Origin of the sequence: Acinetobacter baylyi DSM 14961 = CIP 107474 (genome assembly GCF_000368685.1) — a bacterium.
Lineage (GTDB): Bacteria > Pseudomonadota > Gammaproteobacteria > Pseudomonadales > Moraxellaceae > Acinetobacter > Acinetobacter baylyi.
Genome location: NZ_KB849625.1, coordinates 446778 through 470753 on the forward strand (window position 1 = coordinate 446778; position 23976 = coordinate 470753).

The window sequence follows — 23976 nt, forward strand, 5'->3', positions numbered from 1 at the left end:
ATAGATCATTAGTTATGCTAAGCGATGAACAACTTCACACATTTTTTTACGAAAGTTGCTTTATATTTTAGGCATTATTCTCACAATAAAACGATCACTGGAATCATGATGAAAACTTGGTTAACTACACTTATTTTAAGTCTATCGACTTTGGGGCTGGCACATGCAGATGTTGCGACAACACAGCAAAACTTAAAGAAAAACTTTCCAGAGATTCCAGTTTCTGCGGTCAATACTACGCCTGTTAAGGGGGTTTATGAAGTCATCACTGAAGGCCAAATTGTCTATACCAATGACGATGCACAGTACTTTTTCGTAGGTAATCTGGTCGATCCTAAAAATCAGCGGAACCTGACAGCCGAACGCATGCAGCAACTCAATAAAATTGATGTCAGCACATTACCCTTAAACCAAGCGATCAAACACGTCAAAGGTAATGGCAAAAGAACACTGTATATTTTTAGTGACCCTGACTGTCCTTATTGCCAGCGCCTCGAAAAAGAACTTACTGCGGTAGATAATGTGACCATCTATTTATTTTTGTTCCCGTTGACGACGTTGCATCCAAATGCAGAAACCATAGCAACTCAGATCTGGTGTTCAAAAAATCAATATCAGGCATGGCAAGATTATTTACTCAATCATAAAGCATCAACAGCCTCTCAAAAATGTAGCACCCCGATCCAAAAAAATCTGGCGTTAGGACAAAAACTCAACATTAATGGCACACCTACCATGTACCTCAAAAATGGAGAACGCATTGCGGGTGCTATGCAAGCAGGTCAATTAAATACGTTGCTGGATCAAGCCCAATAATCCCATAGCATCACTCATGGGTATAACAACTTCTGAATAATTAACTTTATTAAAAAATCATGATTGAATGTTAATGGTGACGTATCTTTCTTCAAAAGCTCTTCATGATTGGGGAGCTTTTTTACAAAGTTTGAGTACAGTGATACGCCGTGTATCAAAATGCTGTGATTTATCTTAATTTATGCATTTACATTCTTTTGAAAGTACTTAATATGAACTAGATCAAGCAACACTTATACTTATCAAAGGAATGCAATGAGTATAAAAACAGGATATCCAGAGATGAAAAAACACCTCCTCGCAATACTTCTCTCCCTTTCTGCAAGCATGACTTTCGCTGCAGATGCGCCAGCAAATACATCCCAAGCAACGCCTTTTGATAAAGCAGAACAGCTTTATAATCAAAAAAACTATACAGCGGCATATCAGGAAATCGATCGACTTGCCAAAGCGGGTAATCCTCAAGCCATTTATAATCTTGGGTTTATGACCGAACTCGGGCAAGGCACAACTAAAGACCCCAAAAAGGCGCTGAGCTATTATCAAGATGCATCTAATAAAGGCTATCCTGTAGCGACTTACCGCCTTGCACAGATTTATTCGCTAGGCGATCTGGGTGTCACCAAAGACGTTAATAAAAGCCGACAGTATCTTGAAAAAGCCTCAAATGCTGGATTTGACGAAGCAACAGTAGAGCTTGCAGTGTTGTTATTCTCTGAAAACAAACCTGCATCAGATCAGCTTGCACTGAAAAAACTGGACCCTCTCATCAAAAAGAATAATTATCGGGCAATGCATTTAAAAGCAATTTACGACATTAGCAACGGCTTTAAAACCAAAAATGAAGCTGCTGTTAAGGTTGGGTTAGCCAGTATCGAAAGTCTGGCCAAAAAAGGCTATGTTCCAGCGCTGATGGCCGTAGGAAATATGCTGGCAAATGGTAATATCGTGCCGCAAAATCTGGAAGAAGCGAAAAAAATCTTCACTGCTTTGGCACAAGACAATGTCCCTCAAGCCAAGGAGTCACTCGCTGCAGTCAATCAACTGATTGCTGCAAAAGCCAAAGCACCTGCAAGCAAAGCAAAAAGCTGAAACTAAAAAAATATCAGAAACTGTCTTACACATTTAAGGCAGTTTCACCACCACAACATAATCAAGCCGCTAATGCCCATAAATCCTAAAATGGTACTCAGCATCAAAGGCGTCAAGGCCTGCTCATTCAAACCATAAGCCTGACCAAAAATTCCAAAAGCAATTGGCATAGGTAAGGCAGCCAGAATAGTTCCCGCGTGGAGCATTTCTTGACTCACACCAGGCAATATCCGTAATAGACTGTAAATAACCAACGGCATCAATACCACTTTAAATGACACCAGTAAGTAGCTTTGTAGGTTCAATGCAGTCATTCCCATACCCACCAAACTGCCACCAATTGCAAATAATGCCAAGGGTGATGCTGTTTTTCCAAGCAGCTCTAAAGACTGATTGAGTAAAGTCGGTGGCTTAATATCCAGAAAAATAAAACTCATTCCTAAAATGATTGCAATAATTACAGGATTTTTGAGCAAGCTTACTGCTGTTTTACGAACAACAGCCCAAATATTTTGCTGACCATGTAACCCTGCTTCGGCCAATGCCAAAACCAGTGCAAGTATGAGCAAATTTTCTAAAATCAACGTCAATGAGATATAAATTGCAGCATGAGCCCCCATCAATAATGTTAAGACCGCAGTACCAATAAATCCTGTATTTGACATAGATCCACCCATCGACAGGATTGCTGTAGGTGTCAATGCATAACCAAATCCTTTACGATAACAAAGAAATGCCAAAGCAAAGATCAGAAGTGAACCACCACCATAAGCAATAAAGTAAGAAGGATGCCAAATATCGGTCAGGTTTTTATTGGAAAGCGCAAAAAACAAAAATGCAGGTAACGCAATTTTAATAATAAAAGCACTGAGTGCCTTGATCTGCTCAGGGGTGATCAAACGTATTGATACACTCAAATAACCTGCAAACAATAACAGGAAAATCGGAACAATAACTTGAACAACCACCTAGGCTTCCTTGGGTTTTGTCAGAAGAGAAAAATTTCGATCTGAAAATCTTTCTCTCGCGTGAATCAATGAGAAAATGCTTTAAATAACTGTTTCAAACCATGCGGCTGACAACGTAGATACTGAGGTGAAATCTCAATTTCTGCACCAAGCGCAGCAGCAGCATGCCAAGGCCAGCGAGGGTCATACTGCATTGCACGTGCCAACGCAATAGCGTCAGCCTCATCATTCTGTAAAATCGCTTCGGCCTGATCAGGTTCGGTAATCAAGCCCACTGCAATCACAGGAATTGATACGTTTTGCTTAATTTGTGCCGCAAATGGCACCTGATAATTTGCGCCCACTTTAATATCTTGCATGACGTGCAGGCCACCACTAGATACATGAATATAAGCGGCACCTAACTGTTCCAAAGCCTGCGATAGCCCCACACTGGATTCGATATCCCAACTTTGGGTTGGCATCCAGTCTGTTGCAGAAATACGTACACCTACAGGAAAACCTTCTGGCACGACCGCTTTCACAGCTTGCAAAACCTCAAGTGTCATGCGGATACGATTTTCAAATGAACCGCCATATTCATCATCACGTAAATTTGAAAGTGGCGATAAAAATTGATGCAATAAATAGCCATGTGCCGCATGAATTTCAATAAGTTTAAATCCTGCCTCAACTGCTCTGACGGCAGAAGCTGCAAAATCAGCCTGAATCTGCTGGATTTCATCTCGTGTTAAGGCATGTGGAGCCAGATCATGTTCTCCAAATGCAATGCTACTTGGCGCGACTGTTTGCCAGCCATGTACATGATCTGGCGGGATTTGCCCTTTACCTAACCAGGGCTTGTCTGTGGATGCTTTTCGTCCCGCATGTGCGAGCTGAATCCCAAAAGGGACAGGTGAAAGGTGTTTGATCTTATTCAGCAACATCTTGATCTGATCACGTTGGTTATCATTCCAAAGACCAACATCGGCATAACTGATTCGTCCCGCTGCCTGCACCGCAGAGGCTTCAATAATACATAATCCTGCACCAGATAAGGCATAGTTTGCCCACTGCTGTTCATGCCAATAGGTGATTTCACCCTGATCTGTAGCAGAGTACTGACACATCGGTGCAATAATAATTTTATTGCTCAGGCGCAATGTATCAAACTGAATATTTTCAAATAGCTTTGCCACGTTTCACCTCTAGATCAGATTAAAATTGTTTGCTTACACGCAAACCTGCACTCCAGTTTCGACCATCTGCCGGTTCAAAAAAACGGCTATTGCCATCATTAACAATCACCGAACCCACATAACTTTTATCGAACATATTATCCACACGGCTATATACATTTAGTTTCCAGTCCTGCATTTGCCATGTATATCCTGCATAGGCTGCAACTACGGTGTAGCTCGGTGCTGCATCTGAGTTTTTATCATCCACATAAATTTTGTCGTTGTACTGGGCATCTATGCCTCCATGAAAACCGGTTTGAGGCTTCCACGCCAAAGATGCATAAGCCTGATTTTTTGCGACTCCTGGAATTTGATTACCCGATGTAATGGCAGCAACAGAAGCAGTTGCAGGTACATCTGCATCGAAAGTTGCATTCAAATAAGCATAGCTTGTATTTAAGACCAGATCACGCCAAAGCTGTTTATTCCATGTAAATTCGATACCTTCACGTAAGGTTCTATCGGCATTGCGAAAAGTGGCACGCCCATTGATACTTCCCGCCGAGACAATGTCATCCTTGGTTTTGGTCTGAAATGCAGCCAAAGTAAAATCACCAAGTCTGTTTTGTGATTTTAGCCCTGCTTCATAGGTATCGCTGGTCGATGCTTTTAAACCAAAATTAAAACCTGAAAGATCTGGATCTGGGTTATACGCCATTTCTGTAAAGGTGGGCGTTTCAAAACCTTTAGCATAACTCACATAAGCCAAGAGTTCAGGCACAATTTGCCAACTTAAAGCAGCCGAAGGTAAAACCTTAGAATAATCGGTCTTGCCACTGTCATCTGGATTACTGTCTTTTGCGGTATTGCCTATGACAATAAAATGATCATCGGACTTATAGTGAACATTACTGTAGCGAACCCCTGTATCTAGGCGCCAAGTCGGTAAGAACTGCCATGACGCTTGTAGATAAGGGTCGATATTCCAAAGCGTATTGTCTTCGTCACGACGTAAATTGCCTTTCACCCCATAGCTTGGTTGATTATTGACCGTAACGTAATTTTCGTAGCCTTTACGGTCTTCATCCATCGCATCAAGAGCCACGCCTACGCTAAAAGTTGTATTCGGTAATAATTCCTTACCTGTCCAACGTAGATCTGCCCCATAATAATTCCGTTCAAAATCAATCACACCACCAGCCTGATTTTTACTCGCATCTTGCGTAGATTTAGGAATCGACTGATATTGTGTGACTTTACGATTGCCCAGATATCCCATCATATACAGCTCATTTTGATCATTGATGGGTTTACTCCAGGTCACACCTGTTTGCGTCTGTTCGATATCTTTACGTACATCAAATTGTTGTAAAAAAGGTACTTGTTGTTTAGGGTTTGCTTTCCACTGATCACGTGTCAGCCCCTGCGGATCATCTGCATTAATTTTGACATAATTGGTGATCCAGTTAATTTTTGAGCCGTCGTCCAGATTCCATGTGAGTTTGGCATTATTCAAGATTTTGTGAGCAGCACTGTGTTCACGATAACCATCGGTGTCAAAATAGGATGAGCTAATTACATAACTCGGTTGATTACTTTGTTTAGCGCCGCCTTGCAATATTAAACCTGTCCGATTTTTATCATGACTGCCGCCTGAATAATTCAGTTCAACTGAGTCCTTACCCTGTCCTTCTTTCGTCGTGGTCAGTAAAGTTCCGCCAGATGAGTTTCCATACAATGATGAAAATGGCCCAGTTAACACCTCAATATGATCCAGACTACTCAAATCAATATTAGAGGTTTGGCCTTGGCCATCGGGCATGGTGGCAGGAATACCATCGACATACAAACGTATACCACGTACGCCAAAGGTAGAACGTGCGCCAAAACCACGCATAGAAAGCTGCAAGTCTTGTGCATAGTTTTCCCGATTATTTAACTGAATCCCTGGAACGCCTTTCACTACTTCAGTCAGGTTAACTCCTGCACTTTCGATCTGTTGCGGTGCATCAATACGGAAAATAGAGGCAGGCGTTTTTAAATATTCGGTATCGGTTCGTGTCGCTTCTACTTTAATGGTGGGTAATTGGACTGCTGTATTTACAGTTTCTTGTGCCCAAAGGGAACCACTCGTCCCCAAACCTGTTGCTAAAAACATATAACGATACAGTGTATTGAATCGTGTAAAACGCATTCATTTATCCTTATCTTGAAAATTTTACCCAAAAGTAAAGCATTAAAACTTAAAAATATCTGAATATCATATCGACAAAAAACGATTTTATCGATGCCTGATCAGATCTTTATGTAAACACGCCATATTTTGACGTATGAAAGACATAAGCCTATACATATTAGAGGCTACAATGCGCCCCATCCTTTACAATGGACAAGATCGCCCCCATATTAGCGTTGGTTGATAGAGTTGAGCTAAAGATGCCTGAATTACCTGAAGTTGAAACGACAAAAACAAGCCTGTTACCTTTACTGAACCAACGTGTCAAATCTGTGCAAGTCAGAGACTCCCGATTACGCTGGCCTATTCCCGAAGATATTTCTCGTCTTGCTGGACAGCGTTTAACGAGTCTAAAGCGACGCTCCAAATATATTTTGGCCGAATTTGAAACAGATCAAATGCTGTGGCATTTAGGCATGTCAGGCAGCTTTCGTGTGGCGACAGCAGCAGATGAACTACGTAAACATGATCATCTGATTTTAACATTCGATGATGGCACCGAGTTGCGTTATCACGATCCACGGCGTTTTGGCTGCATTTTATGGCTGAATGAAGAATCACAAAGCAAGCTACTTAATCCACTTGGCCCAGAGCCTTTAAGTGAAGATTTTAATGCAGACTATCTTTACCAAAAGTTAAAATCCAAGCAAGTCGGCATAAAAATTGCACTTATGGATAATCATGTCGTGGTAGGCGTAGGTAATATTTACGCGACAGAAAGCCTGTTTAATTTAGGAATTCACCCTGCCCAGCCTGCCAGTAGTTTGAGTAAGCCTCAAATTCTGGCTTTAGTTCAAGAAATCAAACGTATTTTAAAATTTGCGATTGAGCTGGGTGGTTCAACTTTACGAGACTATACCAATGCAATGGGCGAAAACGGTTATTTCCAGCAAACACTTTTGGCTTATGGCCGTGCAGGTGAAATGTGCGTAAACTGCGAAACACCTTTAGAAAATCTAAAACTTGGACAACGCGCCAGTGTGTTCTGCCCTCAATGTCAGCCATTAAAGCGAAAATAATGTGTATCTTTAAGATCACAAGCGAGGTTTAATTCATGCAAACAGCCATCGTGCGACATATTTTAGTTAAAGACAAAGATTTGGCCGATCAGCTAAAAAAGAAAATTCAGGATGGTGCAGATTTCACTAAGATTGCCAAGCAGTATTCAACCTGTAATTCTGCCAAACGTGGTGGTGAACTTGGTGAAGTTAAAAAAGGTCAACTGGTTCCTGTCATTGATAAACTGGTATTTAGTGCCGCTGAACGCGTATTACATGGACCAATCAAAAGCCAGTTTGGTTTCCATTTGGTCGAGATTAAATTTAGAACAGATTTTCGTTGAATAAAAGGCTTAAGCACTTTAAGTATTTAAGCCTTATTTAATCAGTTTGAGCTGAATTTCGCATTGGGATTCATCTGATAGGTCCATGCCTGTATCCATTGGTTTGAGTCGAGTAAGACATCAATCATGACACGTTCATACTGAAAACCTTCAAATTCATCCAGCATTTGCCAATGATCTTCAAGCTGATCACTACTAAAAACCAATCCTTCGACCTGTGGTGCAGAAGAATCTAGCACAATCGCAGGTAGTCCCTGATCTGGCCCCCAATCCAAGGTATGAATGACACCATGTACATAGCCAGTTTGCCATTCACCATTGAGCTTCGCCAAAATATGGGCATTGGGCTGATCAGGTCGTAACGTGCCATAAGCAAATAATCTATTCATCTACAGCTTATCCTTCATTTTTAACAGTCGTGTTTAATTGCTGGTCATAATCTCAAATTTTTAAGAAAAATCCATGCCAGAATCAAACGATTCATATAAAAAAACGGTACGCACCGCGTACCGTTTTCACAAGCAACCGCTTAATGATGAATCAGTTAAACCTGAGGACGATTTTTTAATTCATCACGAATTTCACGCAGAAGTGCGATATCTTCCGGGGTTGGTGCTGGTGCTGCAGGTGCTTCTTCCTGCTTACGACGCATACGGTTAATGAGTTTCACCATTAAGAATACAACCCATGCCAAAATAATGAAGTTAATTAAAATGGTTAAGAAATTACCATAAGTGAGTACATTCACACCCGCTTTTTGTAATGCATCCAATGATTGTAGATTATCAGGGTTGTTGCCCAATACAACAAATTTCTGGGTAAAATCGACACCACCACCCGTAATGACAGTAATCAATGGCATGATAATATCTTTCACCAATGAATCGACAATTTTACCAAAAGCACCACCAATGATGACACCCACAGCCAAATCAATCATATTGCCTTTAACGGCAAATTCTCTAAATTCTTGAATAATACTCATCTAAATTCTCCAGCTAGGCAACTTGCCCACTTTGTTTCTAATTACATTTTTTAGTAAATGTAACTTTTATTGATATATGAAATTCAATGTAATGTTTTTTCTAGAAAAAGAAAGATATGTCACATTTTAACAACATAACTTGTATTTGACTGATTAAATACCACACTCAGCAAATTAAGTAATGGATTACTTCTTCCTTTTTATCATAAAAATATGCCATAAAAAAAAACCGCTAAAGCAAATTTAGCGGTCTTTTGATGACTTAATCAAACCGACTTATGCGCGATTACGCTTACGTTCGTTTTCAGTCAAATAACGCTTACGAATACGGATCGATTTTGGCGTTACTTCAACCAACTCATCGTCTTCAATGAATTCAAGCGCTTGTTCAAGCGTGTATTCAATTGCAGGCGTAAGCGTCAACGCATCGTCCGTACCAGACGCACGTACGTTGGTTAACTGTTTCGCTTTGGTTGGGTTAACCACCATATCGTCTGAACGTGAGTTAATTCCCACGATCATACCTTCATAAACTTCAAGCTGTGGCTTAGCAAACAAACGACCACGGTCTTGCAAGCTAAACAATGCATAGCCCAAGCAAGTCCCTTGAACCATTGAAATCAACACACCGTTTTGACGCTTCGCAACAGTACCTTGTTTCACAGGACCATAATGCGAGAAGCTTGACGTCATGATTCCTGTACCAGACGTCATGGTCAAGAATTCAGAACGGAAACCAATCAAACCACGCGATGGAACAGTTGCTTCAATACGGATACGGCCTTTACCATCCACTTCCATATTGGTCATTTCGCCTTTACGATGGCCCATTTGTTCCATCACAGCGCCTTGATGCTGTTCTTCTACGTCAAACGTTACGTTTTCGTAAGGTTCTTGCTTTTCACCATCAATTTCTTTGATGATCACTTGTGGACGCGATACACCCAACTCGAAACCTTCACGACGCATGTTTTCAATTAAAACTGAAAGGTGAAGCTCACCACGGCCAGATACTTTGAAGCGGTCTGGACTGTCAGTATCTTCTACGCGAAGTGCTACGTTGTGAATCAATTCACGATCAAGACGTTCACGAATATTACGTGAAGTCACGAACTTACCTTCTTTACCAGCAAACGGTGAGTTGTTCACTTGGAAGGTCATCGATACAGTCGGTTCATCAACAGACAATGGCGGTAATGCTTCTACATTTTTAGGATCACAAATGGTGTCTGAAATGTTGAGTGCATCAATACCAGTGATACACACGATGTCACCCGCAGATGCAGATTCAACATCAATACGCTCAAGACCATGATAGCCCATGATTTTCAAAATACGGCCGTTACGTGTATTGCCTTCTTTGTCAATCACAGTCACAGGTGTATTTAATTTCACTGAACCACGCTGAATACGACCAACACCGATAACACCAACGAAGCTGTTATAGTCAAGTGAAGAAATTTGCATCTGGAATGGACCATCTGCATCAACTGCTGGTGGTTCAACGATATCTACAATCGTTTCAAACAACGGGGTCATGTCTTCAGCCAATTCTTCTGGTGAAGGACCTGCAACACCACGTAAGCCTGAAGCGTAAACGATTGGAAAGTCTAACTGTTCATCAGTCGCACCAAGATTATCAAACAAGTCAAATACTTGATCGATGACCCAGTCTGGACGCGCACTTGGTTTGTCAACTTTGTTGATAATCACGATTGGTTTCAAACCACGTGCAAACGCTTTTTGAGTTACAAAGCGAGTTTGCGGCATTGGACCTTCTTGAGAGTCAACCAGCAACAATACACAGTCAACCATCGACATCACACGTTCAACTTCGCCACCGAAGTCGGCGTGTCCCGGGGTGTCCACGATGTTGATACGGTATTCAGTGTCGGTACGTTTATCTAACCACTTGATTGACGTATTTTTTGCAAGAATGGTAATACCACGCTCACTTTCAAGCGCATTCGAGTCCATGACACGCTCAATCTCACCCGCGCGATCGCCAAGTGCACCTGATTGTTGAAGAAGTTTATCGACAAGGGTAGTTTTCCCGTGGTCGACGTGTGCAATAATTGCAATATTGCGGAGATTTTTGATATCTGACATGAAAATTCGATAAGCCTAAAACTTGAGGGCAAATTATACAGAAAAATCCTACATAAAAGTAGTGACACTTTATTGACATTAACGCGTTTTTTTTCATCCATCGCCTTTTATCTTTTATTATCAGTACTAACTCGATTAGAATACCGCCAACTTGTTGTACCAGACTTGATGATTTTAGATGTCCGATCTCCCTCAATCTCCCCCAAAACGTCCCGAGCAACTCGATTTGATCTATGGTTTAGATGATCGACCTGCCCCATTCGTGTCCTTTTTGGCTGCATTACAGCATTTACTTGCTATTATTGTTCCAATTGTGACGCCAGGCTTGTTAATTTGTCTGGCACTGGGTGTTTCTCGTGAAGAAACCAATATGATCTTGTCGATGTCATTGGTGATTTCTGGCGTCGCCACATTTTTACAATGTAAAAAAGTCGGTCCTTTAGGTGCTGGTCTTTTGATTGTTCAAGGCACCAGTTTTAACTTCATTGGCCCGATTATTGGCATCGGCTCTACAATGGTGGCAGCTGGAACTCCAGTCAATCAGGTGATGGCTGCCATTTTTGGTGTAGTGATTGCTGGCTCGTTTATTGAAATGGGCGTTTCGCGTATTTTGCCCTGGATCAAAAAGCTGATTACCCCACTCGTCACTGGCATTGTAGTATTACTGATTGGACTCACATTAATTAAAGAAGGCCTGATCAGTATGGGCGGTGGTTATCAAGCCATGCAGGATCAAACCTTTGCCAGCAGCGATAACCTGATTATGTCATGTACGGTTTTGGCAATTATTATTTTACTCAATCGTATTCAGGTGATCTGGGTCAAAAGTTCTGCCATCCTGATTGCCTTGATCGTGGGATATATTCTTGCAGGTTTTATGGGACATTTAAATTTTTCAGGTTTACATGAAACGCCTTTGATTCAGATTCCAACCCCAATGCATTTTGGACTGAGTTTTTCCTGGAGCCTATTTATTCCAATGGCTTTTATCTATCTGGTGACGTCTCTTGAAGCGATTGGTGATATTACTGCTACCAGCAAGCTTTCTAATCAACCTGTAGATGGCCCAGTATGGATGAAACGAATTAAAGGTGGTGTGCTGGTCAATGGTGCAAATTCATTTTTGGCGGGTCTATTTAATACTTTCCCAAGCTCAGTGTTTGCACAAAACAATGGGGTGATTCAGCTCACAGGCGTTGCCAGTCGCTACGTAGGTATCTGGATCGCAGTGTTACTCATGTTGCTTGGATTATTTCCTGCTGTCGCAGGCATCATTCAAGCCGTACCACAAGCTGTTTTAGGCGGTGCTGTGATGGTAATGTTTGGTGCAGTCGCAGCTTCTGGTATTAATATTTTGTCTGGTATTCATTTGGATCGACGTGCCTTACTCATTATTGCGATTTCATTGGCACTAGGTTTAGGTGTTGCACAAGTCCCGCAAATTTTAGAGCATTTACCAGCGTTGTTTAAAAATATCTTTAGCTCTGGCGTAGCTACAGGTGGTATTGCAGCGCTGATACTGAATATTATATTGCCTGAACACAAACAATAACTTAGGTAATTCAACAGATTTGCCCAGTATTGACTGGGCTTTGTTATTCATGAGAGACACAAGATGGACCCACGTAGTGAAGTGGTACTTCGGCAGCAACAATATCTGGCTATCAAGATTTTACTGATTAACCCTCCTGCCGATGAACTTGCGCAGCAGCTTGCACATAAACATCAAGTTTCGGTATGGACTTGGAATTTTGCAGATCACCAATACTTTCAACATCAGTCGATTCAATCTGATTTTGCTGTCACTTTTCCAGATCAGATACCAGATCAGGTGATTATTTTTGTACCAAAGTCAAAAGAGCTATTAAGTTATCTATTACATGTAGTGGTGAGTCATCTTCCTGCTGGACAGCATATTTTTTTGGTGGGTGAAAAAAAAGGGGGGGTAGAACGTGCATCAAAGCAATTACAAAGCTACGGAAAAACAGTCAAACTCGACAGCGCTCGTCATTGCCAGCTCTGGCAAACTACGATCGAAACCACAGAACAGCTCAAACCACTTGAACAATGGCTAAAACATTATTCTGTAAAAAATGAAAATATACAGCTAGAAATTTACGCCTTACCTGGCGTGTTTAGTCAGAATCATCTCGATATTGGCACGGCCGTACTCCTACCTTATCTAAACCAGATAAAATTGGGTAAAATTGCCGACTTTGGTTGTGGTGCAGGGGTCATCAGTGCATATCTGGCTCAACTGAGTCCGCACAATGAAATTCATGCACTAGATATTGATGCTTTTGCACTTCGATCTACCGAATTCACATTTCAGCGCAATGGATTAGCATCTGAACGTCTGCATCTGCATGCTGTGACTGGCATTCAGGATGCACCGAAAGCGCTTGATGTTATTGTGAGTAATCCACCCTTCCATCAAGGGATCCATACAGATTATTCAGCCAGCGAAGGATTGTGTAAAACAGCTAAACAGCACTTGAATACGAGTGGCGAATTGTGGATAGTGGCGAACCGTTTTTTAAATTATCCTCTTTTGATCGAACAAACCTTTGGCCAGTGTCAAGTAAAAACCGATCAACAAGGATTCAAAATTCTCTATGCCAAAGCGACTTAAGGAATGTAAGGAATTTTCATGAGCGAAACCACTCAACCTGATCAGCTCCAGCGCAAGCTCGGTGCTCGTCATCTTAATATGATTGCCATTGGCGGCTCCATTGGCACAGGTTTATTCCTTGCATCTGGCTCAACCATCGCAAATGCGGGACCAGGCGGCGCCCTGCTGGCATACGTACTCATCGGCATCATGATTTATTTTCTCATGACCAGTCTCGGTGAACTAGCGACTCATAATCCCACTTCAGGGGCATTTTTTACGTATGGCAATCGTTATGTAGAAGAGGGATTCGGGTTCGCATTAGGATGGAACTACTGGTATAACTGGGCCATTACTGTGGCATTTGAGCTAGTGGCAGTCCAGTTTATTATGAAATTCTGGTTTCCAGATATTCCAGGTTTTTACTGGAGTGCTATTTTCTTGGTGGTGATTTTTGCCATCAATGCCATGACCGTTAAAGGTTTTGGTGAAAGTGAATTCTGGTTTTCAATGGTCAAGGTCGTTGCCATCATTGCCTTTATTATTATTGGTATGGCCATGATTATTAAAATCATGATGACCCCAAATATGGCAACCTTTGGTAACTGGACCTATAAAGATGCACCGTTTGTAGGGGGGTTACAAGCTATGATTGGTGTGGCCATGATTGCAGGATTCTCATTTCAGGGAACGGAAATGGTCGGTGTTGCGGCAGGTGAGTCTAAAGATCCAAAACGTACAATTCCGCTTGCGATTAAACAGATTTTCTGGCGAATTCTGCTATTTTATGTGGTGTGTATTTTCATCATTGGGACCTTGGTCAGCTACGATGACCCGCGTCTACTTCAAGCTGCACATAGCTCAGATATTGCCTTGTCACCTTTTACCCTGCTGTATGAAAAAGCGGGCTTTGCCTTTGCTGCAAGCCTGATGAATGCGGTGATTTTAACGGCGATTTTATCGGCTGGAAACTCAGGCATGTACTCTTCTACCCGTATGCTTTGGGATATGGCAAAAGAAGGACGTGCACCTAAATGGTTTGCAAAGCTTGACCGTCGTGGCGTGCCCATGAACGCCCTATATGCAACAACTGCAATTGCAGCACTCTGCTTTTTAACTACATTTATTGGTGAACAGGAAGTCTTTAACTGGCTACTGAATATGTCTGGGATGTGTGGTTTTATTGTTTGGCTAGGGATTGCGATTTCACATTATCGCTTCCGCAAAGGTTATATCGCCCAAGGTTATAAACTTGAAGATCTCGCCTATCGAGCCAAATTTTTTCCTTTTGCACCCTGGTTTGCCTTTATTTTATGTTCGATTATTATTCTGGGACAAAATTATCAGGCGATATTAGGCGGTAAAATAGACTGGACTGGATTGTTATCCACCTATATCAGTATTCCACTCTTTTTAATCATTTGGCTTGGTTATAAATGGAAATATAAAACCAAGCTCATTCCTTATCAAGAAATGAATGTGAAAGCAGGTAAAGAAGATTGATATTTCATGCTGATTTGACAATTCTGTTGAGTTTATTATGATAACGAGCAAGATTTAACCATTTTCATAATTTTTATTTGAATTGGCAAACTATAGGAGTAAGCAGCATGTCGAACTTTAGGAAATTCTTTAAATAATTGGCACGTTGTCAGCTCACGGACAAGTGTCCAGATCGCTTGTCCGAATGCTCTAAATCAAACCTGGCATTCGTCAGGTTTTTTTGTGTCTGTTCATAGGTGTTGAAAATTTACCAATACGACACCACTTATGAGTATACAAAATGCGTTAACTAGCATTGGCAGCGTAGTCACGATAATCATCAATAGTAACGATCAGAGTATGAAATATATCAAACACGTTATCTCTACCCTAAAACTAAATTTATAGGATCATTTAATGAAACTCAAAAACACCTCTCAAGTCAGAGCAAGAAATAAAGTTGCTCTTTCGCCATTGCTGCATAAAAGCGGATTACATGAAACCGAACAACCACGTGCCCAGCATCGCAAGGATCGTAAGCAAGCCAAACAATGGTTAAGACATACCAACTTTGAATAATTGTTATAACTTGATCAATAGATTTAAATGAAGGAATAAAACATGAAAATTTTAGCACAAATAAAAAAGCAGCTCCGAAGAGCTGCTTTTTTTTATCTGATCAAACTCAAATTATTGAGCAGCAGGAGCTTGTTGACCAGGTTGAACTGTTACTGTACGGCTACCAGTGATTGTAGCGAATACACGACGGTTCATTGCACGACCTTCTTTAGTGCTGTTGTCAGCAATTGGTTGATCCCATGCAAAACCTTGAGTAGCCAAACGAGCTGGATCGATGTTGTATTCATTTACAAGTGCAGACTTAACAGAGTTAGCACGAGCCAATGACAAACGTTCGTTCAACTTACGTGGACCAGTGTTGTCTGTGTGACCATCGATGCGAGCAGTTGCATTTGGATATTCAACCAATTTTTCAGCAACTTTTGCAATTTCTGGTTTGTATTGGTCTTTGATGTTTGATTTGTTTGTATCAAAGAATACACGCAATTCCATGTTCAAATCTTCAGTCAACTCTTGTGGTTGCTGAGGTTGAACAACTGGAGCAGGCTCAACTGGAGCAACTTCTACTACTGGAGCAGCAGGCTTCAAGTGACCGCCAAGAACAACGTTTAGACCAGCAAGTGCTGTGTAGTTCCAGAACTCTTCATCAGCGTTATAAGTTGCACGCGCTTCTGTACGAAGAGACAATGCATCATTCAAACGCCAGAAAGCACCGATACCCGCGTTACCAAGAGTACCTTCTTCTTTGTTACCACGGTAACCACGGTCTACACCGTCAAAGTCATACTTATAGTGACCAGCACCTAACAATACGTAAGGCTTGATTTTGCTGTCATAGTTTTTAGTGATCAAATCAGAAGTAACGTAGAAGTTACCATTGATTTGTTGTTGTTTGTATTCAGCGCCAGCAGCAGCACCATCAACATCACCTTTAACTTGGTTATATTCAGCTTCAAAACCTAACCATGGTGTTAATTCAACACCAAGAGCAGCACCAACAAAAAGGTCGTCTTGAAGTTCAGGACCATTTGTTAGGTTACCTTTATCACCACCATTGTTGTGTTGTGAATCTTGGAATGTGTAACCAAGTAATAATGGAGTTACTGTTACACCCGCGTTAGCAGCAGCTAGTGGAGCAGCAACAAGCATAGTAGCAAGTGCAATACGACTCAATTTCATGGATATCCTCCAGAGATAACAAATTGTTTGTTGTTCAAGCTCAGCCTAAAATTTTTTTGGCTTCCTGAGATAAGCTTTTTGTACCCCAGTTTTTTTTTTAAGCTACTCACGTTGAATCATACAAACACTTAAACTTATTTCCAAGTGCTTGATAACTTTAATCAAGTAAATTATTGACAAAATTACTTACAATTTCCGTTGTAATTAGGTAACTTTTTACTCAATTTCTCTTTGTGAATAACTTACTCTTCACGCTTTCTTTATTTTAACAGTATTCAAACGCTTAGGTAATAAATATTTCAATTCGTTTTTTTTTTCAACAACCATAAGGTAATTTACTGTTAAAAAAAGAAAAAAACTACAAAAGATGGACATTTTCTTACTATGTATAACAATTGTTTTGGTTTCACTTTAATCGAATTTATCACTGTCAGTGCAATTATAGCCATTTTAGTGAGCTTAGGTCTTCCCGCATATCATCGTCATATGGCGGCTCAAGAAGCGCGTACTATTCCTCATATACTCACAATTCACATACAAAAAGCAAAATCTGAAGCGGTGATGTATCGACATAACGTGATTATCTGTCCAAGTCATGATACACAAACTTGTTCTGATGACTGGAGCAATGGATTAATCATGTTTCTGGACCGAAACCGTAATCGTGAACGTGATTTAGATGAAAAAATTTTATCTGCTACTCAATGGAATACTCGTTATGGTTCACTTCACTGGAGAGGCACCTTACACGCAAACAACCTGATGTTTAAAGCTGGTACAGGTTTACCAATTGCGTCAAATGGCAGTTTTTATTATTGCTCTGAGAAAACTGCTAATAAAAAACTTGTGCTGAGCCGTATGGGACATATTCGGCATGAACAGGTCAACGATTGCACTTTATAAAAACTGCTCAGTCTACATAATCAAGTCGTTCCCTCACCTGCAATGGCTATTTTTTTGTCTATACTGCTGAAATCAGTGTGAAGATTTAGACCACAATATTCTAGAGAGGACAACAATGACTGAGATCGTGATTGTAAATGGCGCACGTACAGCGATGGGCGGCTTTCAAGGTGCTTTAGCTCCGCTGACTGCCACTGATTTGGGTGCAGTTACCATTAAAGAAGCGATTTATCGTTCGGGTTTACAACCTACAGATATCGAAGAAGTCATTATGGGATGTGTATTGCCAGCAGGTCTAAAGCAAGGCCCTGCACGCCAAGCTATGCGTAAGGCTGGACTGCCTGATACAACAGGTGCTGTCACGATCAATAAATTGTGTGGTTCTGGCATGAAAGCAGTGATGCAAGCTGTAGATATGATTAAGGCGGGTAGTGCAGAAATTGTGATTGCTGGTGGTATGGAGTCGATGAGTAACGCGCCTTATGTTTTGCCTAAAGCACGTTCTGGTTATCGTATGGGACATGGTGAAATTAAGGATCATATGTTTTTAGACGGTTTGGAAGATGCCGAAACAGGTCGTCTAATGGGTTCTTTTGCACAAGATATGGCGAATACACGTGGCTATACCCGTGAACAAATGGATGACTTTGCCATTCGCTCTTTAAAGCGTGCCCAAAATGCGATTACAGAAGGTTATTTTAAAGCAGAAATTGTTCCAGTCACCGTGTCATCACGTAAAGGCGATGTGATCATTGAACAGGACGAACAACCTCTCAATGCAAAAATTGATAAAATTCCTTCTTTAAAACCTGCTTTTGCCAAAGATGGTACCATTACTGCTGCAAACTCAAGCTCAATTTCAGATGGTGCTTCTGCTCTTGTATTAACATCTATAGAAAATGCTGATCAGCGCGGCTTAAAACCACTGGCCAAAGTTATTGCAACCGCATCTAACTCTCAGCATCCTTCAGAGTTTACGATTGCCCCTGTAGGAGCAATTGGCAAAGTATTAAAAAAATCGGGCTGGAATGCTCAAGAAGTTGATTTATGGGAAATCAATGAAGCTTTTGCCATGGTCACTATGTGTGCTATCGATGATTTTGAACTAGATGCTGAGAAAGTAAACATCCACGGTGGGGCATGTGCCTTAGGTCATCCTGTTGGATCAACAGGCTCACGTATCATCTTGTCTTTGATTCATGCATTACAACGCACAGGCGGTAAAAAAGGCATAGCAGCCCTATGTATTGGCGGTGGTGAAGCAACAGCAGTAGCTATCGAATTAATTTAGTATTTATGCATCTATAAATCCCGACAAGTCGGGATTTTTTATGATAAGAAACAATATAATTTTTGCTTATTTTTTACTCAAAAATATTTTACAGTGGTTAACAGCATCATAAAAATAATCAGGTCCTTTCAATGCAACTCAATCATTACCTCAACTTTGAAGGCGAAACAGAAGCCGCATTTATCTTCTATCAATCGGTTTTCGGAGGCGAGTTTTCGATATTAACTCGTTATGGTGATCTTCCATCAGAAGATGGAGTGGTCTATTCAGAACAACAAAAAAGCTGGGTTCTTCATGTGTCTTTACCCATTAATGAATTTACCGTGCTGATGGGATCAGATGTACATGAACAGTTTTGCTCTCCCCATCCTTTGGGCTTAAATAAAGGCAACAATCATTACATTTCAATCAATCTGGAAGATGAAACCGAAGCACGGCGCTTATTTAATCAGCTTTCTGCAGGTGGACATATCGAAATGCAATTACAGAAAACATTCTGGGGTGCGTTGTATGGAGCATTTACAGATCAGTTTGGTATTAAATGGATGGTCAATTGTCAATTAGATCTTGAACCATAAATATTTACCGTACTTTCAAAATACTTTGATTTTAATAAAGCCCTACCCAGTTTTAGCTTAAATGGTAAAGCTGGATTCTAATGCGAGCAATTTTTGTTTTTTATCTATTCCCCCCGCGAAGCCTACCAATGTGCCAGCTGCACCAATCACGCGATGACATGGCACAATGATTGAAATAGGGTTCTTTCCATTGGCAGCCCCTACGGCACGCATTGCTTTTTCACGGCCCACCATTTGGGCAATTTGCTTGTAGCTACAGGTTTTTCCATATGGAATAGTTTGCAAAGCTGTCCATACTTGTCTTTGAAAGGGCGTACCTTGAAGATCGAGTGATATTTCAAAATACTGACGTTTGCCTAAGAAATATTCTTCTAACTGTAACTTAGTCTGTAATAACACAGGATGCTGGAAAGCTTGAGTCAAATTCGCAAGTTGAATACGTTTAGGATTTTCATTTTCCCATAATATCGCCACTAAAGCTGTATCAGAGGCAACTAGCTTGAGTTTTCCAACAGGAGAATCGATATAACGATAAAATAATTGTTCCATGATATTCCACAATGATTATGAGTGAGCAGAAAGTTTCATCAAGACCAGACCCGATACAATCAGGACCGCAGCCAGCATCCGCATCGCCCCCATTGGCTCATGCAAGAACAAAATTCCGAGTAGAAATGAGCCTATAGCACCTATTCCAGTCCACACCGTATAGGCGGTACCCAAAGGTAAGCTTCGCATAGAAATAGAGAGTAAAATAATACTCAATATCATAAATATAATCGTGATAATGCTGGGTACTAGCTTGGTAAAACCCTCCGATAGCTTCATCGAATAGGCCCATATCACTTCAAACATGCCCGCCAGAATCAAAATCAGCCAAGCCATATTGCTTTCCTTTTATCAAGATCAGGTCGGCCTGATATTTTCCCACATTGGGGGAGGTCGTTCCTCCAAAAGTAAAACAAAACATCTATCACGATTAAATTGTTTTATCTGAATTCACTATTTGGTCAGTGCAAAACTACTGCACCACAAATGAAGTTTTTTTCTTAAAAACACGTCTAGAACGATCAAGTAAAAAGAAAACCATGAGTGTAGTGATTGTGATATCTGGCCAGTTTGAATCAAATAATAAGCAGCATATACCCGCAACGATGACAGCAAAACTAAACATGACATCATAAAAACTAAACCATTGCCGAAAGTTTAACAGATCAGGACGCTCTTGCTGGGTCTGTATAAGCAAATACATGTTGATAAGCATTGTAAAAAAAGCCAAGGCAGCCACTAAAATTATGAGCTGTGCCAGTGGCTGATGCTGCAGTACACTTTGAAAAATTACCGCTAAAATCAAAAGCAGACTTAAACTAATTTGTAGATAAAGACCCACTCGTGTGAATTTATACAATCCGATCTGTTTTTCATGAATACCATACAAAGTCATGGCATAAATCATAACATCACTCATGATAATCAATGCCAAAGCAATCAATGCAGTAGAAGATGCTATGAGTCCAGTAAAAAAAGTAACCATCAGCATGATAAGATTGATACTAAACAGCCAGCTTAAAATCTGATGCCGTTTTTTAATTTGCTTCCAATCAATGGGTTCTGGAATATAGTTGGCCTGAGTTTGTTGAAAGACAACGTCAATACCTTGTTTCTCTAAGTTTTTTTCAATCGGTGTTATAGGGCCATCATGATAAATTGCGAGATGATGCGTTTGTTGGTCAATCTCGATATACCCAACTTCTGTAAAAGAACTTAAGATCGATTTAATTTTATTTACAGTGGTTGAATTCAATTCTGGTAAATAAAAAAAACTCATCCATTGACGATCCATTCCATCACTATTCAACGCTGAATCAATGGTTTCAGACGGTGTGGTGCAGACAGAATGTGTTTGCAGCGAATGCAGTAATGCATCGGTAATCAAGCTGGTTTGATACTGCTGTTTTAAATTCATCAATGCACCACAATGGATGTTCATCAGACGACTCACTCTCGTAAGCTGTAGCAGTCTGATAAATTGAAAAACAAAAAATTAAAATTTAAAGGTCATGCCCGCACCGTATAACCACTCCCGTTCGGAAGTTTTTTCCTGTGCATCCTGACCGTGCTTATAATGATACGCCAGATCAATGAATGGCATCACTTTTTTGTTAATTTCATAGCGTGTTTGTAATCCAGATTTAAGCGTAGATAAGCCCTTTTTCTCGGCATCACGGGATTGATCACTTAAAACGATATCAGCTTCCAAATAAGGCTTTAATATGAGTTTTTGCGTGAGTAATATATCTCGCTCTGTCTCCAGTTTTAAGCTCGCATATTGTTGCTCTCCTAGATATAACGATACATCTGTTTCAAAAAAGTAAGGTGCTAAGCCATGCAGAGCAAATACGGCATCAAGATGTTCTTTCGATTCAACCTGTGATGCTTGATCACGATAACGAACGCCAGCTTGTACATCCCAAAAATTGGCGATATTACGACTGTATAAAATTGAAATATAGCGATCAGGTGAACTGGATTGTTCTTTTTCAAGTTCAGCCTTTAAAAAAACCTTATTTTCATCTGTTCCAATCCAGCTTTTTAACTCAGAGGAGATACTTGCCTCTCCATGCCGATTTAAGGCCCAGAGATTATCCCATTGTGTGGCTTGATAAATTTGCCCCCCATGCTCATGACGATGCTGTTCATCCATAGCCGCATCATTTTGAATAGTCTCAGTCTCGGCAAAATTGTCTAATTGTGGGGTACTCTGCATATGATGATCACTGGATACCATCGTGTTCATAGCATGTGCATCATGTGCATATACCGAAGCATTCATCAGAACGCCAGTCAGGTAAAAGGTGACCTTAGTGATGCGCATGATGTTCTCCTTTCACTTCCTGAGTACTGTTTTCATTCGTCTTTAATGTGCTCGGCATTGGAACTTCGGTATGCGCGACCACGAGCTTATTCATCATTCCAGCGGTCATGTGATAGAGCAAATGACAATGTATCGCCCACTCTCCTACTTCATCTGCGGTCAACAAAGCCGTTACAGTTTTGCCAGGCGGCACGATCAAAGTATGTTTATTCGGTAAACGCTCCATCGCCTGACCATTTTCCAGTTGTACAAACATGCCATGTAAATGCATGGGATGTGCCATCATGGAATCATTCACAAATTTGAGCCTGACTCGCTCTCCATATTTCAATGTTAAAGGCGATGCCTCACTAAACTTTTTGCCATTCATGGTCCAGATATATCGCTCCATGTTTCCACCAAGATGGATGACAATCTCACGGTCAGGTTGACGCAGGTCGGACTGAGGAAACAAAGATTTTAAATCGGTATATTGCAATGCTTTTAAACCCATTGGCGTAGAAGCATTTGCCCACCCTTCTGGTGACTGCTGGCTCGATTTATACTGAGGACTTGGTTGCATCTCATGACTCATCACATCATGCTGCATCATATTATGTGACATGGCATGATCATCATTCGGCATCTCATGCTGCATCGAAGAGCTATCTGATTCAACATCCATAGGATGATGCCCCATATCCTCCATTGTTAAAACACTACGTGGACGTGCTGTAGGAACCTGAATCTGTGGTGGTGCTGGTAATAACTCATTTTGTAAACTGGCCAGTGCAAAACCACTTCGGTCAATCGATTCAGCTTGAATCTGATAATGCGCTTGCTGAGGCTCTACAATTACATCGTAGGTTTCAGCAGCACCTATTCTAAACTCATCAATCTGCACAGGTTTTACTGGCTGACCATCGGCACTTACCACTGTCATTCGTAGTTGTGGAATCCTGACATCGAAAAAAGACATGGCTGAAGCATTAATAAAACGCAATCGAACTTTTTCGTTGGGCTTAAACATCGCTGTCCAGTTTTGTTCAAGTGTTTTTCCATTGACCAGAAATGTATAATCAGTGACATCAGATAAATCGGTTTTGAGCATTCGCATCTGATTCCACATTTTACGGTCTTGCCAGGTTGCCTTAAATCCCTGTTGCTGAAGCTGATGCCAAACGTCTTTTATTGTTTCACGCTGATTTTGATAATACTCGGAAGACTTTTTCAGATTTTTCATGATCTGATCACTAGATGAATGATGAAAATCAGACAACATGACCACGTAATCCCGATCAACTTGCTCATAAGAGACAATCGGTTTTTTATTTTTGGGATAAATCACAAGTGCGCCATATAAGCCGTCTTGTTCCTGTCCTTGGCTATGGGCATGATACCAGTAAGTTCCACTTTGCCGAATCTTGAAACGATATTCAAAATCTGCATGAGGCTTGATGCCACGGAATCCGTTAAAACCAGGTACACCATCCATTAGGCCTGGTAACAATAAACCATGCCAATGTAAAGAGGTATCACGATCTTTCAAGGCATTATGGACATGAATAACGGCCTCATCGCCTTCCTCAAATTCGAGTAGTGGTGCAGGGAACTGTCCATTTACCGTGATTTTTTTCGTCGGCTTCCCTGTAAGATCAATAATTTGCTCATCAATGTTGAGATGATACTCTTTGATTGCTGCGAGAGTTGCCGATGAAAAAGTCAGGCAAATCCCAACAGCCCATAACTGTTGTAATACACGTCGCATACTTAACCTCTAAATTTTAAAAA

Annotated in this window: 23 protein-coding genes; 11 read left to right on the top strand and 12 right to left on the bottom strand. The window is 40.9% G+C overall.

Translation table 11 applies throughout. From position 1 onward, the window contains the following. Positions 1 to 108: 108 nt before the first annotated feature. Complete coding sequence (locus tag F952_RS04045) at positions 109 to 816, top strand: DsbC family protein (protein WP_004922573.1); 708 nt, start codon at positions 109 to 111, stop codon at positions 814 to 816. A 282-nt stretch (positions 817 to 1098) separates the two neighbouring features. Next, positions 1099 to 1908 carry a tetratricopeptide repeat protein gene (locus tag F952_RS04050; protein ID WP_017385088.1) on the top strand — a complete coding sequence of 270 codons (810 nt, stop codon included), beginning with the start codon at positions 1099 to 1101 and terminating at the stop codon, positions 1906 to 1908. A 44-nt stretch (positions 1909 to 1952) separates the two neighbouring features. Here F952_RS04050 and F952_RS04055 read toward each other — a convergent pair whose 3' ends face one another. From F952_RS04055 to F952_RS04065, 3 genes are all read right to left on the bottom strand, one after another. Continuing rightward, positions 1953 to 2876, bottom strand: a complete 924-nt coding sequence (locus F952_RS04055) for an AEC family transporter (protein WP_004922580.1) — start codon at positions 2874 to 2876, stop codon at positions 1953 to 1955. A gap of 65 nt (positions 2877 to 2941) precedes the next feature. Then, on the bottom strand, positions 2942 to 4054 hold the full coding sequence (locus tag F952_RS04060) for an NADH:flavin oxidoreductase/NADH oxidase (RefSeq protein ID WP_004922583.1): 1113 nt from the start codon (positions 4052 to 4054) through the stop codon (positions 2942 to 2944). Between the two features lie 19 nt (positions 4055 to 4073). Beyond that, on the bottom strand, positions 4074 to 6230 hold the full coding sequence (locus F952_RS04065; RefSeq protein ID WP_004922586.1) for a TonB-dependent receptor family protein: 2157 nt from the start codon (positions 6228 to 6230) through the stop codon (positions 4074 to 4076). Between the two features lie 242 nt (positions 6231 to 6472). On the opposite strand from F952_RS04065, the gene mutM reads away from it, so the two are divergent. Both mutM and F952_RS04075 read left to right on the top strand, forming a co-directional pair. Further along, positions 6473 to 7291 carry a bifunctional DNA-formamidopyrimidine glycosylase/DNA-(apurinic or apyrimidinic site) lyase gene (gene mutM / locus F952_RS04070; RefSeq protein WP_004922589.1) on the top strand — a complete coding sequence of 273 codons (819 nt, stop codon included), beginning with the start codon at positions 6473 to 6475 and terminating at the stop codon, positions 7289 to 7291. 35 nt (positions 7292 to 7326) lie between these two features. Next, positions 7327 to 7614 carry a peptidylprolyl isomerase gene (locus tag F952_RS04075; RefSeq protein WP_004922592.1) on the top strand — a complete coding sequence of 96 codons (288 nt, stop codon included), beginning with the start codon at positions 7327 to 7329 and terminating at the stop codon, positions 7612 to 7614. A gap of 41 nt (positions 7615 to 7655) precedes the next feature. On the opposite strand, the gene F952_RS04080 is transcribed toward F952_RS04075, so the two are convergent. The 3 genes from F952_RS04080 to typA all read right to left on the bottom strand — a co-directional run bounded on the left by F952_RS04080 (position 7656) and on the right by typA (position 10708). Next, on the bottom strand, positions 7656 to 8003 hold the full coding sequence (locus tag F952_RS04080; RefSeq protein WP_004922594.1) for a gamma-glutamylcyclotransferase family protein: 348 nt from the start codon (positions 8001 to 8003) through the stop codon (positions 7656 to 7658). A 155-nt stretch (positions 8004 to 8158) separates the two neighbouring features. Beyond that, positions 8159 to 8599 (bottom strand): large conductance mechanosensitive channel protein MscL, encoded by a 441-nt coding sequence (gene mscL, locus F952_RS04085; protein WP_004922597.1) that lies wholly within the window; start codon positions 8597 to 8599, stop codon positions 8159 to 8161. 276 nt (positions 8600 to 8875) lie between these two features. Beyond that, the gene (gene typA, locus F952_RS04090; RefSeq protein WP_004922602.1) at positions 8876 to 10708 is read right to left on the bottom strand and encodes a translational GTPase TypA; all 1833 of its coding nucleotides are present in this window, start codon (positions 10706 to 10708) and stop codon (positions 8876 to 8878) included. 178 nt (positions 10709 to 10886) lie between these two features. Between typA and F952_RS04095 the strand changes: the two genes are divergently transcribed. The 4 genes from F952_RS04095 (at position 10887) to F952_RS16930 (ending at position 15380) form a co-directional block, all read left to right on the top strand. Continuing rightward, positions 10887 to 12260, top strand: a complete 1374-nt coding sequence (locus F952_RS04095) for a uracil-xanthine permease family protein (RefSeq protein WP_004922604.1) — start codon at positions 10887 to 10889, stop codon at positions 12258 to 12260. A 63-nt stretch (positions 12261 to 12323) separates the two neighbouring features. Beyond that, a complete protein-coding gene (locus F952_RS04100; RefSeq protein ID WP_004922607.1) occupies positions 12324 to 13340 on the top strand; it encodes a class I SAM-dependent methyltransferase in 1017 nt (338 codons plus the stop codon). Positions 13341 to 13358: 18 nt separating this feature from the next. Then, the gene (locus tag F952_RS04105) at positions 13359 to 14822 is read left to right on the top strand and encodes an amino acid permease (RefSeq protein WP_004922610.1); all 1464 of its coding nucleotides are present in this window, start codon (positions 13359 to 13361) and stop codon (positions 14820 to 14822) included. A gap of 396 nt (positions 14823 to 15218) precedes the next feature. Continuing rightward, positions 15219 to 15380 (top strand): hypothetical protein, encoded by a 162-nt coding sequence (locus tag F952_RS16930; RefSeq protein WP_004922613.1) that lies wholly within the window; start codon positions 15219 to 15221, stop codon positions 15378 to 15380. 111 nt (positions 15381 to 15491) lie between these two features. On the opposite strand, the gene omp38 is transcribed toward F952_RS16930, so the two are convergent. After that, on the bottom strand, positions 15492 to 16559 hold the full coding sequence (gene omp38, locus F952_RS04110; protein WP_004922616.1) for an outer membrane protein Omp38: 1068 nt from the start codon (positions 16557 to 16559) through the stop codon (positions 15492 to 15494). 384 nt (positions 16560 to 16943) lie between these two features. Here omp38 and F952_RS04115 point away from each other — a divergent pair, with 384 nt between their 5' ends. The 3 genes from F952_RS04115 to F952_RS04125 all read left to right on the top strand — a co-directional run bounded on the left by F952_RS04115 (position 16944) and on the right by F952_RS04125 (position 19331). Next, positions 16944 to 17462 carry a GspH/FimT family pseudopilin gene (locus tag F952_RS04115; protein ID WP_004922618.1) on the top strand — a complete coding sequence of 173 codons (519 nt, stop codon included), beginning with the start codon at positions 16944 to 16946 and terminating at the stop codon, positions 17460 to 17462. Positions 17463 to 17577: 115 nt separating this feature from the next. Continuing rightward, on the top strand, positions 17578 to 18753 hold the full coding sequence (locus F952_RS04120; protein WP_004922622.1) for a thiolase family protein: 1176 nt from the start codon (positions 17578 to 17580) through the stop codon (positions 18751 to 18753). 131 nt (positions 18754 to 18884) lie between these two features. Further along, positions 18885 to 19331 (top strand): VOC family protein, encoded by a 447-nt coding sequence (locus F952_RS04125; protein WP_004922626.1) that lies wholly within the window; start codon positions 18885 to 18887, stop codon positions 19329 to 19331. Between the two features lie 57 nt (positions 19332 to 19388). Here the strand turns inward: F952_RS04125 and F952_RS04130 are convergent, their stop codons facing one another. From F952_RS04130 to F952_RS04150, 5 genes are all read right to left on the bottom strand, one after another. Continuing rightward, complete coding sequence (locus F952_RS04130; RefSeq protein WP_004922629.1) at positions 19389 to 19880, bottom strand: methylated-DNA--[protein]-cysteine S-methyltransferase; 492 nt, start codon at positions 19878 to 19880, stop codon at positions 19389 to 19391. A 15-nt stretch (positions 19881 to 19895) separates the two neighbouring features. Beyond that, positions 19896 to 20216 carry a DMT family transporter gene (locus F952_RS04135; protein WP_004922631.1) on the bottom strand — a complete coding sequence of 107 codons (321 nt, stop codon included), beginning with the start codon at positions 20214 to 20216 and terminating at the stop codon, positions 19896 to 19898. A 136-nt stretch (positions 20217 to 20352) separates the two neighbouring features. Next, positions 20353 to 21321: a cation efflux transmembrane domain-containing protein gene (locus F952_RS04140; protein ID WP_004922633.1), complete on the bottom strand. Its 969-nt coding sequence runs from the start codon at positions 21319 to 21321 to the stop codon at positions 20353 to 20355. 54 nt (positions 21322 to 21375) lie between these two features. Then, positions 21376 to 22206, bottom strand: a complete 831-nt coding sequence (locus F952_RS04145) for a copper resistance protein B (protein WP_004922636.1) — start codon at positions 22204 to 22206, stop codon at positions 21376 to 21378. Beyond that, on the bottom strand, positions 22193 to 23953 hold the full coding sequence (locus F952_RS04150; RefSeq protein ID WP_004922638.1) for a copper resistance system multicopper oxidase: 1761 nt from the start codon (positions 23951 to 23953) through the stop codon (positions 22193 to 22195). The genes F952_RS04145 and F952_RS04150 overlap by 14 nt, the downstream gene beginning before the upstream one ends. Between the last annotated feature and the right edge of the window lie 23 nt (positions 23954 to 23976).

Excerpts from the sequence above, each read along its gene's own strand:
- F952_RS04115 (WP_004922618.1), top strand. The coding sequence starts at position 16,944 with ATGTATAACAATTGTTTTGGTTTCACTTTAATCGAATTTATCACTGTC.
- omp38 (WP_004922616.1), bottom strand. The coding sequence starts at position 16,559 with ATGAAATTGAGTCGTATTGCACTTGCTACTATGCTTGTTGCTGCTCCA.
- F952_RS04140 (WP_004922633.1), bottom strand. The coding sequence starts at position 21,321 with ATGAACATCCATTGTGGTGCATTGATGAATTTAAAACAGCAGTATCAA.
- F952_RS04105 (WP_004922610.1), top strand. The coding sequence starts at position 13,359 with ATGAGCGAAACCACTCAACCTGATCAGCTCCAGCGCAAGCTCGGTGCT.
- F952_RS16930 (WP_004922613.1), top strand. The coding sequence starts at position 15,219 with ATGAAACTCAAAAACACCTCTCAAGTCAGAGCAAGAAATAAAGTTGCT.
- F952_RS04065 (WP_004922586.1), bottom strand. The coding sequence starts at position 6,230 with ATGCGTTTTACACGATTCAATACACTGTATCGTTATATGTTTTTAGCA.
- F952_RS04045 (WP_004922573.1), top strand. The coding sequence starts at position 109 with ATGAAAACTTGGTTAACTACACTTATTTTAAGTCTATCGACTTTGGGG.
- F952_RS04080 (WP_004922594.1), bottom strand. The coding sequence starts at position 8,003 with ATGAATAGATTATTTGCTTATGGCACGTTACGACCTGATCAGCCCAAT.
- F952_RS04130 (WP_004922629.1), bottom strand. The coding sequence starts at position 19,880 with ATGGAACAATTATTTTATCGTTATATCGATTCTCCTGTTGGAAAACTC.
- F952_RS04150 (WP_004922638.1), bottom strand. The coding sequence starts at position 23,953 with ATGCGACGTGTATTACAACAGTTATGGGCTGTTGGGATTTGCCTGACT.
- F952_RS04050 (WP_017385088.1), top strand. The coding sequence starts at position 1,099 with ATGAAAAAACACCTCCTCGCAATACTTCTCTCCCTTTCTGCAAGCATG.
- F952_RS04075 (WP_004922592.1), top strand. The coding sequence starts at position 7,327 with ATGCAAACAGCCATCGTGCGACATATTTTAGTTAAAGACAAAGATTTG.
- F952_RS04125 (WP_004922626.1), top strand. The coding sequence starts at position 18,885 with ATGCAACTCAATCATTACCTCAACTTTGAAGGCGAAACAGAAGCCGCA.
- F952_RS04135 (WP_004922631.1), bottom strand. The coding sequence starts at position 20,216 with ATGGCTTGGCTGATTTTGATTCTGGCGGGCATGTTTGAAGTGATATGG.
- F952_RS04145 (WP_004922636.1), bottom strand. The coding sequence starts at position 22,206 with ATGCGCATCACTAAGGTCACCTTTTACCTGACTGGCGTTCTGATGAAT.
- mscL (WP_004922597.1), bottom strand. The coding sequence starts at position 8,599 with ATGAGTATTATTCAAGAATTTAGAGAATTTGCCGTTAAAGGCAATATG.
- typA (WP_004922602.1), bottom strand. The coding sequence starts at position 10,708 with ATGTCAGATATCAAAAATCTCCGCAATATTGCAATTATTGCACACGTC.
- mutM (WP_004922589.1), top strand. The coding sequence starts at position 6,473 with ATGCCTGAATTACCTGAAGTTGAAACGACAAAAACAAGCCTGTTACCT.
- F952_RS04100 (WP_004922607.1), top strand. The coding sequence starts at position 12,324 with ATGGACCCACGTAGTGAAGTGGTACTTCGGCAGCAACAATATCTGGCT.
- F952_RS04095 (WP_004922604.1), top strand. The coding sequence starts at position 10,887 with ATGTCCGATCTCCCTCAATCTCCCCCAAAACGTCCCGAGCAACTCGAT.
- F952_RS04120 (WP_004922622.1), top strand. The coding sequence starts at position 17,578 with ATGACTGAGATCGTGATTGTAAATGGCGCACGTACAGCGATGGGCGGC.